Source organism: Streptomyces mexicanus (genome assembly GCF_902506575.1).
GTDB classification, from domain to species: domain Bacteria; phylum Actinomycetota; class Actinomycetes; order Streptomycetales; family Streptomycetaceae; genus Streptomyces; species Streptomyces mexicanus.
This window is the reverse complement of the sequence record NZ_LR732690.1, coordinates 1-9,726: the sequence shown is the minus strand read 5'-3', so window position 1 is coordinate 9,726 and position 9,726 is coordinate 1. Positions and strand designations below refer to the sequence as shown.

Here is a 9,726-nt window from a genome sequence, read left to right as displayed (position 1 = left end):
CACCCCCAAACCACACCTAACCCGTCACCGGTGCACCGGCCGGCAAAGCCCCGCCCTCGGGGCCAGGACCAAGAGGGCGGCGAGCAGTCACGAGATCATCGTACGGTCGTCCGCCCCGCCGACGCGGTCCCAGCGGCAAGGCGCGGCGGCCCCGGCCGACGCGCAACCAGCCGACCGCGCCCCGATCCCCGGCCGCGACCGCACCGCGCTGAGTTGACCACCACCACGATCGGCCCGGCTGCCGCGACTGCGGCCAGGCCCAGCGCCGTGAGCGGCATGTCGTGTTGTTGCCGGCGCCGTTTGCTCGGACGGCGTCCGGTGCGCCGGCGTGCTGGCGGCCTGCGGGTCACCGTCCTCCTCCCAGCTTGGAGAAGTCGATCGGGTAGGACACCGTCGGCTTGGGGAGCGCTGGGCGCTTTTTGGGAGTGGGGAACTTGATCGGGTAGGAGACTGTGGGCCGCGGCTGTGCCGCATTTCGCGGGACGTCGGTGGTGCGGTCGAAGTGGATCGGGTAAGTCACTGCGGACGCCGGGCGTGGGCTCTTGCCGTCCCCTGTTTGTGCGTTGCTGTGGCCATAGCTGACTGCGACGAGTGCGACCACCGCGAAGATGGTCATCTGCTGTCGTGCGCCTGAGGCCCACCGGAAGTGGGCACGTACCGGCGTTCCGTCAGAGCGCACGTACCCGCGTACGAACGGCATCCAGTCCTCCTCCAGGTCTTTGTCGCCCCTGCGCAGTCACATGCTGAGGTGGCGGACTGACAATCGATCAGCTGCGGACACCCCGGGGTGCTTGTTTTGGACATCGTCTGTCTCGTCCACGTGCTGGACAGTGTCCGGATTTGAGCTGTGTAGCTCTCGTCGTGCGTTGGCGCGTTCGCCGGGCGGCGCTTCAGGGCGGACTGGCCGCTGTTGAAGCTGGTCGGGGAGGGGTGTGCTGCGGTTTTCGTCTGCAGCGGGCTGTGACAACCGTGCTGTGACTGCTCGTGCTTGTTGCGGATGATCGTCTTGAAGGCCCTGCTCGTGCTGGATGCTGCTCAGGCTGGTTTGCGGATTCTGCTCGCCGCATTCTGCGTGCCGGAGACTCGGTTGGTGACGGGCTGTAGTGGGAGGGTGGCTCGGTAGTGAGGTCATGAGAAGCCGCCGCCAGTGCGGTCGGCGCCGACTAGGCTCGCCTGCATGTCCGAGTCCGCCCCTGATCCTCGCCTGCAGTCTTTGACCAACCAGCTCCTGCCAGGGGTCGTGAGGACGGTGAGGGTCGCAGGGTTCGACGGATCGGACGTCTTGGTGCAGCTTGTGGATGGCGAAGGGAAGAAGGCCGAGATCGGTCGGATTCCTCGGCATGAGGCGTCGATGCGGCGGACGGAGCATCCCTCGGAGCTGTTCGAGGTCGGCCAGGAGATCAGGGCCGAGGAGATCGGGCGTTGGCGTGAAGGACAGCTTCACCTCTCCGCCAGGGCGTGCGAGATCCCTGCCTTGCGGGCCTTTCTCCTGGCGTTTGAACGAGGGCAGGTCGTCACTGGGACGGTGTCCGCGGTCCACAACTTCGGGGTCTTCGTTCATGTCGATGGCGAACCGGAGGGCTTGTGCACTGGCTTCATCCGGGTGCCGGACCTGACGTGGGGCTGGATCAGCCATCCCAGCGAGGCGGTGGAGGCCGGCCAGCGGATCACCGCTGAGGTGATCCTTGCCGAGACGCGCTCCGGACAGGTGACGCTCTCGCTGAAGGCTCTGCAGGAAGATCCGCTCATTCGGTTTGCGGATCAGGTCGGCCGGGTTCTCACCGGGCCGATCACCAAGATCGTTCCTTTTGGCGTGTTCGTGCAGCTTGCTGCCGACGTTGTGGGGTTCCTTCACCTCTCGGAACTGACCGATCAGCCGGTGGAGACGCCGGATCAGCTTGTTGATGAGGGCGGGCTGATCACGGTGAAGGTCACCGAGGTCGATCTCCAGCGTCATCGGGTGCGGCTGGGTGCCGCCGGCGGAGCGGTCTGAAGCTGGTACTCGGGCCTGCTGATGCCCGATTCGATCTTCTCGATGAGGGGGCGGTCGTGCTAAAGCTGCCCGTCACCAGGCGGGGCGGGCTTGGACGGTGCATGTGAGTGGCAAGGGCGCAGCGGCCGCAGCAAGCGGCCAATAACGGCAGACACGGGCGGATGCCGGATACGGGTGTGAGGCGGTCTTCGTCGATCCTCTCGGGCAGGTGGTGCAGCAGCGGTAGGCGGACGCGGCTCTCGCGGGGGCGTTCGAGGAGCTGGAGCTGGTGTCGGCGTTCCCGGTGGTTCCGGGGCAGCGGTGGGGTCCGGGCCTGTGGTGGTCGGCCACGACCGGTCGGCACGTGGCCTGCGGATCGGCCGCGATGCGGGCGCAGTTGATGGTGCTGGACCGCGATCCTGAGGTGGTCGGCCTCGCGGGGCGGCCGGTCCGGCTGCCGTGGCGCGACGGGCGCGGCAACGTGTATTCGTGGGTGCCGCAGCATTTCGCCCGCTACAGCGACGGCACCACCCTGCTCGTCGACTGCCCCAGCCGCCCGGAGGCCTGCGGTGAACGGGCCCGGCGGGCTGTGCCGTCCTCGAGGCGGCGTGCGCGCAGGCCGGTTACCGCTACCGGCGTCTTGAGCCGCGCCAGAAGGTGGAGGCGGCGAACCTGAAGTGGCCGGTCCCATCGGGAGGCCGTTACCTCAGATCGGAGAGGAGGCCGTCCAGGGCCTCCTTGAGGGCTGCGGCGTTGGCCGGATCGAACCACGTGGTGCGGATCCGCTCGTTGTTCCCTTTGGGCGTCTCGTGGTCGGCAGCAAGCCGATGCAGAGGGCGGCTGTCGTCATTCAGTGAGCGGCCGACGTTCTGGAAGAGGCCGCGCAGATATCGGTCGGCGGCGTCGGGGGCGACGCCGTGGCCGGTGGCCCACGAGGTGAGCGTGGCGAGGTAGGCGTAGTGGGTGGTGAGGGTCCCGGTCAGTGCGGAGTAGACGTTGAAGGCGTCCTCGTCCGCGACGGGGAGCACCCCGCCCAGCTGTTCGAAGAAGGCGTCCACCACCGGGTGCGGGGGGCAGGTCACGACGACGCCGCGGCGCTCACGCACGGTGGGCAGTGGGATGGCGCGGACGATCGGGGCGCCGGTGGTGAGGGTTCGGCGTAGGTCGTCGATGGCGACGCCGGCCATCAGGTTGACCACGGTCTTGTCGTCGTCCACCTTCAGCCCGGCGAGCGCTTCGTTGTGGTCCTGGCGGCGCACGGCGATGATCACCAATTCGGAGCGGTCCGCCACCTCCTGGTTGTCGGCGCACACCTGGACGTCCTCGAAGCGCTCGGACAGTTCGGCGACGACGCCGGCTCCCCGGGGAGAGAGGAAGACCTCCGGCGACGCACCGCTCCCGCTGTGCAAACCCTCGACGATGGCCTTGCCGATCTCACCCACTCCTATGATGCCGATTCGCTGCACTGTGCGGTCCTCCATGGTGCGCGGTGGTCGTGACTCGTGTTGCGCGGCTCTGTACGGTCGCGATGGTTGGGTGCGGAGTCGAACGGAACCGTCGTCACGTCGGTCGCCTTCTTCTCCACAGCGATGTGACCGCGAGAACGCCCGCCAGACAGGGCATCATCCCGGCCCAGCCCAGCTCCGGCGGCAGTCCGGTCGCGCCGGAGGTGTCCTTGGTCAGCAGCCCGGCCAGTCCGACGCCGGCGCCGAGCACGAACATCACGGTCGCGACGGGGCGGGCCCATCGCTTGCCTGCGTCGACGGCCCAGGCCGCCGTGAGCCAGCCGAGGGCGCCAAGCGCTCCGATGACGGACGAGACAACCAGGTAGGCGGTGACGGCCGAGTCGACCCGCGCCTGGGAATAGTCGGGATAGCCAGCCCGGATGTGATCCGCCAGCAGATGGGTGGTGCCGCGGTCGACGTACGTGGCGATCGTCGCGAGGACAGTGAGTGCAAGGCCCGCGTGCATCGCTGCGAGCGGCCTTCGTGCATGGGGTGGTTGCGTCATCAGGATGCTTCTCTCGTCGCTTCTCTTTTTTGGTCGATCGGCGGGGGGCGGCGGGAGGCGATGCGGGCGAGGTAGTACAGGTCGAGGTGATCGGTGCGCGGTCGGCGCAACGACGCTTCCCAGGCACGCAGCAGAGCGTCGGGCGATCCGGCGGGGATCAGGCTCTGGGCGGCGCGGCGGATTCGTGGCCACTACGACGCGTTCGCGGTGCGGTGCGAGGGTCCGGCCCAGGACTTCCTCGTTTGCTCCGGTGAAAGGGTGCGATGGATCGTTCCTGCATCACTGCGCCAGGGCTGCGCGGAGGAACGCGAGAATTTCTTTCTGAGCGGCCTCGGCCTGTGGTTCCACGCCGGGCAACGTGAGGAACGCGTGCTGTGCGCCCGGGTATTCGGAGAGCCGTACGGAGGTCCCTGCCTCGAGGCGCCTCTCGGCGTAGCGGCGGCCGTGGTCGGCGACCGGGTCCGGGGTGGGCACCACCACGAGCGCCGGGGCGAGCCCTCTCAGGTCGTCCGCGTACAGCGGCGATACAGCGCGGGCGTTGGCGCCCGAGGGGACAGCGAGCCGCTGGAGCAGCTGCAACTGCGGCAGGGCGAGGGTCGGGCTGTCTGCATGCTCGGCGATCGAGGCGTAGTCGAACATCGTCCCGGTCACGTCGACCACAGGGTTGACCAGCACCTGCGCGTAGAGTTCCAGGCCGGCCGCCCGGGCCCTGGCGGCCATCAGGGTGCTGATCAGCGCGCCGCAGCTCTCACCGAACACGGCCGTGCGGGACGGGTCGATGCCCCACTGTGCGGCGTGCCCCAGCACATTCCGGAGCACGTCCCAGCCGTCGTCGGCGGCCGCCGACAGCGCAGTTCCCGGGGCGAGCAGGCGGTGTTCGACCGAAACCACGAGCGCGGGCAGCCTGGCGGCGAGCCGGCTGTTCGTCCAGTCGCATTGCACCGCCGTGCCCACGAATCCGCCTCCGTGGACATGGACCACGAGGGGCAGGTCGCTCCGGGCGGCGGCCTCACCGTCGCACATCGGCATGGGCCGGTACACCCGGACCGGCAGGACGCCGCCCGGCAGCGCGACGTCCTGCCACTCGATCGCGGCGCTGGGGTCGGGTTCGCCAAGGAGCGCCCGCGCCGCGCTGGACGCCCGCCAGCCGTTCTCCGCAGCACGGTAGGCGATCAGTTCTTCGGTCGTGATCGCCGAGAAGTCCGGCTGCGGCGGCCGCTTCACAGCAGTGGTCTCATTCATGTCCTCTCCCTTGCTCTTGAAAAGGTCGTGCGTTCGGCGGGACTCGACGCCCATGCGGGCCTGGTGAGCCGGGCGGCCAGCTCCCGGACCTGTTCGGGGCGGGGGTTGGCACCGGTCAGCACCGTCGCCACCCGGTCGTCGACGACCGCGCCCTCGGTGATCGCCGCCAGGCCCGCCGCCCCTGCCGGTTCCAACACGATGCCCAGCGTGCGCGCCGCCAGCTCCATGGCGGCGGCCGGCGTGCAGGCTTTCCAGCATCGCGGGGGCGCCTTCCGCGTTCACCCCCACGATCCGGGTGCCCGGGTGCGTGCTCCTTCAGCCAGCACGCCACACCGTTGATCACTGCGCCGTCGCCGACCGGGAGCACGACGGCGTCGAAGCCAGGACCGCCTGTGCCGCCCGGCGCTCCACGGGTCAGCTCGACTCCGATCGTCCCGACGCCCTCAGCGATCGCCGCCTGGAGGCCATCCTGCAGGTAGAGATGGTCAGGATGACGTTCGGCGTGGGCGGTCGCGGCCTTCCGCGCCGATGGCCGTCCGCCCCCGCCGCGATGACGCGGGCGCCGAAGGTCTCCATCCGCCCGCGCTTGACGGGATTGACCGTCTCGGGCACGAACACCACGACCGGCATCCCGCGGGCGCGTCCCGCATAGGCGACGGCCTGCCCGAAGTTGCCCGAACTCGCGCACACCACCGGCGTTCCGGGAGCCAGTGTGCTCAGCATCAGATCGGCGCCCCGACCCTTGAAACTGCGCACCGGATTGGCCGTCTCCACCTTCACCGTCACCGCGCGGTCGCCCAACGCCGAGCACAGCTGCTCGTCGAGGTACTGCGGGGTATTGAGGAACACCGGATCGATCACCTGCACGGCGTTCTCGATGCGCGCCACGTCCAGGTCCATGCGCCTGCCCTTCCGCTTCCTCGGAGCCTGCGGACGTGACCGACGCTAACCGAGCATGCGATCGAAGCGATTGAGAATTATCGCGTCGGGGCGCAATAATTTTGCGTGCCTGAATCGCCGCCACCACGCCTGGACGAGATCGACGCTCTGCTGCTGGACGTGCTCCAGTACGACGCCGAACGCACGTTGCACGAGCTCGGCGAACGGGTCGGGCTCTCACCGAGCGCCGTCCAGCGGAGGATCGCCCGCTACCGCAAGGACGGCCTCATCGCCAGGCAGGTCGCCGTCCTCGACCCGCACCGCTTCGGCCCCACCGTCCTGGCGACGGTCCTGGTGACCCTGAACCAGGAATCGTTCGAGCACCACCGCGTTTTCGCCGAACGGATGCGCGCCGAACCACAGGTCCAGCAGTGCTACCGGGTCACGGGGCCATGGGACTACGTGATCGTCCTGGCGGCGCGCAGCATGCCCGACTGCGGCCGCCTCGGCGACCGCCTGTTCAAGGCCGATGACAACATCAGGCGTTACGAGACCTTGGTGGCCTTCGACACCGTCAAGACCAGCCTGGCTCTCCCGCTACCCGCCCCACACACGCCCCGGAACCCATCGCGTTGAGCCTGGCAGAGCAAGGGGCGGGTCAGCCGCGTCGTACCACTGCAGGTGTGGGCTCCCGTCCCGGCTCGGGATGACACGGAACGGGAGCCCTACGTCCATCTTCCTCTCCACGCGGCCGTAGGACGCGCTCATCGGCCAGCTTCTGGCCCGCGGTGCGGTCCGGGCCTTTGCGGGCGGTACGCCTGCTGGTCGTCCTGGCGCACTGAGTGCCCCGCGTCGGCGTCATCCTGTTCGGCGTAGCGGTCCGCGCGGGCGCGGGAGTCGTCGGCTGCCTTGGTGAACGCGTCCTGGAGGCGGCGCAGCCGATCGGCCGTGAAATCGAGGGCCTCCACGTCCGTGCGCGATGCCCTCAAGGCCCTCAGTGCCGTCATATCGATCGCCTCCCGGCGTCCGGCCTCCGGCTCCTGGTCGTCGTACTCGGTGTCGGCCGGCTCGGGCGCGGGCAGCTGCTCGGGCATCGCCACCTGGTGATGCCGGACGACGTCGTACGCCCGGCCGCGTGTGGCGACGGTGGAGTGCAGCTTCTCGCGGACCGCAGCGCCGACGAGGACGGCGCGCTTGTGCTGCAACGGCAGGCGGGGGATCTCCCCCTCCCCCGGTCCCAGGCCCGGAGGCCGGGGCGCGGCGGGCGTGCTCGGGTCGTCTGGTGGCTGTCGGCGTGAAGAGCACCGAGTTCCAGAGCTGAGCAGCGGCCGGGCGCGCCGACCTCTGTACGATGAGCGCACAACGGCGGCGGCCCCCACCATCTGCGGTTGGGGCCGCCGCTGCTTTTCAGTGGTGAAAGGCTCAGGCCCGGTGGGTCAACCATGCGAAGGTGCTGCCGCTGCTCGAACCCGACAGTCAGGGTGTCGTGCCGTGCTGCCCACCGCTGACTGAACGGCCCATCACGGCCGAGGAGGCCGAGACAGCCGCGCGGATGTTCAAGGCGCTCGGTGACCCGGTGCGCCTTCGGCCGGGCGCGGGCGTCGCCGGATCAGGCGACCGAGGGGAGGCCGCCGGGGACGTGGACGGCGACGACGGTCGCCGCGCAGGGCAGGTCGTGGCCGGCGGTGCGGGCGGGGTCGGCGGTGCAGTGCTCGGCGCGCAGGCCGGCCTCTGCGTCCCAGTGCCGGGCGGCGGCGCGGGCTACAGCCGGTCCCGGGCAGTGACGGCAGGGGGCCCCGGGATGTGTTCCGGGGACCCCTGCCGTTTGTCCGTACGGCGTCGGCCGTCAGGACGCGAAGGTGCCGCTGGCCCCGCGGGCCTCGACCACGGCGTGGGCGAGGTCGTCCAGGAGGGCGGCGAGGGCCTCGCGAGTCGGCCCGTCGGTGACCCGGCCGTCGGCGATCTTCAGGGTGGCCTGCGGGATGCGCAGGTCCTGCGGGATCACCTGGGCGCCCATCACGGTGAGCGTCTCGGCGAGCCAGGCGCGGGCCCGGTCGCCGCCGGTGATCGCGGGGGACGCGCTGGCCAGGGCCACCGGCTTGGCGGCGATCTCCCCGCCGCCGACCAGCCACTCCAGGGCGTTCTTCAGCACGCCGGACGTGCCGTGGGCGTACTCGGGGGTGACGATCAACAGGCCGCCCGCCGCGCCGACCGCGGCCCGCAGCTCCGCCACGACCTCGGGCAGCGCGGTCTGCTCGACGTCGGCGTTGAAGAAGGGCAGGCGGTCCAGGCCCGGGTCGACGGCGAGTTCGCGCGGCGGCAGGGTCAGTTCCGCCGCCGCGCGCAGCACGGCCGCGTTCAGCGACCCGGAACGCAGACTTCCGCACAGTCCAAGGATCTTCATGCCGACCAGCCTACGTTCCGGAAGGTCACGGGCAGCGAGGCGAGCGCCCTGGAGACGGTGGAGGGGCGGTAGGCGGGCTCGCCGGCCAGGGCCAGGCCGGGCAGCTTCGCGAACACCAGCGGCACCGCGATGCGTGCCTCCAAACGGGCGAGCGGCGCGCCCAGGCAGTGGTGGATGCCGTGGCCGAAGGCGAGGTGGGCGCGCTCGCCGCGGGTGACGTCGAACGTGTCGCCGCCCGGGAAGCGGTCGGGGTCGCGGTCGGCGGCGGCGACGCTCAGCGCGACGGCCTCACCCGCCGGGATGGTGACGTCGCCGATGGTGACCGGCTTGCGGGTGAAGCGCCAGATGGCGTTCTGGATCGGGCCGTCCCAGCGCAGCACCTCCTCCACGGTGTCCGGCCAGCGCTCGGGTTCCCGCTCCAGCAGGGCGAGCTGGTCGGGGTGGCGGAGCAGGGCGAGCACGCTGCTGCCGAGCAGGTTGACGGTGGTCTCGTGGCCGGCGGAGAGCAACAGCGCCAGCATGGAGACGAGTTCGTCCTCGCTGAGCCGGTCGCCCTCGTCGCGGGCGACGATGAGCGCGGAGGCAAGGTCGTCACCGCCCTCGGCACGCTTGCGGGCGACCAGGGCGCGCAGATAGTCATGGACCTCCTGGAAGGCTGCCATGGCGGCGTCCCGGCTGTCCTCGTCGTTGCTCATCACCGCCTCCACGGCGCGGCGCAGCCGCTCCCCGTCCTCGGCGGGCACGTCCAGCAGGTGCCGGACGACCTCCATCGGCAGCAGGGCCGTGAACTCGGTGGTCAGGTCGGCGCGGCCGGCCTGTTCGCCCTCGCGGTGCAGCAGGTCGTCGAGCAGACGGTTCGCGGTGGCCTCGATGCTCGGCGCGAGGGCCTCGATACGGCGGGGGGTGAAGCCCTTGGAGACCAGGGACCGCAGCCGGGTGTGCCGGGGCGGGTCGGAGACCAGCATGGAGTCGCCCATGCCGATCACCACGTCGCCGGTGACGGGGACCCGCTGCTCGCGGAAGGCGGTCCAGGTGGCCGCCATGTCCTTGGAGTAGGAGTCGTTGTCGAGGAAGGCGCGGCGGCAGTCCTCGTAGCCGGTGAGGAGCCATGCCTCGACTCCGCCGGGCAGGGTGACGCGGTGCGCCCGGCCCTCCTCGCGCAGGGCGGCGTACACGGGGTGGGGGTCGGCGACGAACGCCGGAGTGAACAGGGCGCCGG

12 protein-coding genes and 1 pseudogene are annotated in these 9,726 nt (G+C 70.4%); 4 read left to right on the top strand and 9 right to left on the bottom strand.

All coding sequences use genetic code 11. The annotated features are described in order from the left end of the window. Nucleotides 1-346: 346 nt before the first annotated feature. Nucleotides 347-616 carry a hypothetical protein gene (locus tag GV126_RS35275; RefSeq protein ID WP_236570398.1) on the bottom strand — a complete coding sequence of 90 codons (270 nt, stop codon included), beginning with the start codon at nucleotides 614-616 and terminating at the stop codon, nucleotides 347-349. Between the two features lie 561 nt (nucleotides 617-1,177). Between GV126_RS35275 and GV126_RS35270 the strand changes: the two genes are divergently transcribed. Together GV126_RS35270 and GV126_RS35265 are read left to right on the top strand one after the other, a co-directional pair. Continuing rightward, nucleotides 1,178-1,993: a S1 RNA-binding domain-containing protein gene (locus tag GV126_RS35270; protein WP_202035677.1), complete on the top strand. Its 816-nt coding sequence runs from the start codon at nucleotides 1,178-1,180 to the stop codon at nucleotides 1,991-1,993. A gap of 268 nt (nucleotides 1,994-2,261) precedes the next feature. After that, a complete protein-coding gene (locus tag GV126_RS35265) occupies nucleotides 2,262-2,648 on the top strand; it encodes a TnsA-like heteromeric transposase endonuclease subunit (RefSeq protein ID WP_419796039.1) in 387 nt (128 codons plus the stop codon). Nucleotides 2,649-2,673: 25 nt separating this feature from the next. On the opposite strand, the gene GV126_RS37050 is transcribed toward GV126_RS35265, so the two are convergent. The 5 genes from GV126_RS37050 to GV126_RS37040 all read right to left on the bottom strand — a co-directional run bounded on the left by GV126_RS37050 (nucleotide 2,674) and on the right by GV126_RS37040 (nucleotide 6,124). Then, the gene (locus GV126_RS37050) at nucleotides 2,674-3,438 is read right to left on the bottom strand and encodes an NAD(P)-binding domain-containing protein (RefSeq protein ID WP_159675491.1); all 765 of its coding nucleotides are present in this window, start codon (nucleotides 3,436-3,438) and stop codon (nucleotides 2,674-2,676) included. A gap of 94 nt (nucleotides 3,439-3,532) precedes the next feature. Continuing rightward, nucleotides 3,533-3,982, bottom strand: a complete 450-nt coding sequence (locus GV126_RS36035) for a hypothetical protein (protein WP_236570397.1) — start codon at nucleotides 3,980-3,982, stop codon at nucleotides 3,533-3,535. 279 nt (nucleotides 3,983-4,261) lie between these two features. Next, nucleotides 4,262-5,224, bottom strand: coding sequence for an alpha/beta hydrolase fold domain-containing protein (locus GV126_RS35250; RefSeq protein ID WP_159675497.1), 963 nt, complete (start codon nucleotides 5,222-5,224; stop codon nucleotides 4,262-4,264). Beyond that, nucleotides 5,221-5,421 (bottom strand): hypothetical protein, encoded by a 201-nt coding sequence (locus tag GV126_RS37045; RefSeq protein ID WP_236570396.1) that lies wholly within the window; start codon nucleotides 5,419-5,421, stop codon nucleotides 5,221-5,223. Before GV126_RS37045 ends, GV126_RS35250 begins: the two co-directional genes overlap by 4 nt. Nucleotides 5,422-5,638: 217 nt before the next feature. Then, entirely contained in the window at nucleotides 5,639-6,124 is a 486-nt protein-coding gene (locus GV126_RS37040; protein ID WP_236570395.1) for a pyridoxal-phosphate dependent enzyme, read from the bottom strand. Nucleotides 6,125-6,229: 105 nt separating this feature from the next. Between GV126_RS37040 and GV126_RS35240 the strand changes: the two genes are divergently transcribed. Next, nucleotides 6,230-6,739, top strand: a complete 510-nt coding sequence (locus tag GV126_RS35240; protein ID WP_159675489.1) for an Lrp/AsnC family transcriptional regulator — start codon at nucleotides 6,230-6,232, stop codon at nucleotides 6,737-6,739. A gap of 128 nt (nucleotides 6,740-6,867) precedes the next feature. Here GV126_RS35240 and GV126_RS35235 read toward each other — a convergent pair whose 3' ends face one another. Then, nucleotides 6,868-7,197 (bottom strand): hypothetical protein, encoded by a 330-nt coding sequence (locus GV126_RS35235; protein ID WP_159675486.1) that lies wholly within the window; start codon nucleotides 7,195-7,197, stop codon nucleotides 6,868-6,870. 356 nt (nucleotides 7,198-7,553) lie between these two features. On the opposite strand from GV126_RS35235, the pseudogene GV126_RS37035 reads away from it, so the two are divergent. Next, a pseudogene (locus GV126_RS37035) lies at nucleotides 7,554-7,733 on the top strand (transcriptional regulator); the annotation flags it as partial. Nucleotides 7,734-7,949: 216 nt separating this feature from the next. Here the strand turns inward: GV126_RS37035 and GV126_RS35230 are convergent. Together GV126_RS35230 and GV126_RS35225 are read right to left on the bottom strand one after the other, a co-directional pair. After that, nucleotides 7,950-8,507, bottom strand: a complete 558-nt coding sequence (locus GV126_RS35230; protein WP_159675484.1) for an NADPH-dependent FMN reductase — start codon at nucleotides 8,505-8,507, stop codon at nucleotides 7,950-7,952. After that, nucleotides 8,504-9,718 (bottom strand): cytochrome P450 family protein, encoded by a 1,215-nt coding sequence (locus GV126_RS35225; protein ID WP_159675495.1) that lies wholly within the window; start codon nucleotides 9,716-9,718, stop codon nucleotides 8,504-8,506. The genes GV126_RS35230 and GV126_RS35225 overlap by 4 nt, the downstream gene beginning before the upstream one ends. Nucleotides 9,719-9,726 lie beyond the last annotated feature (8 nt).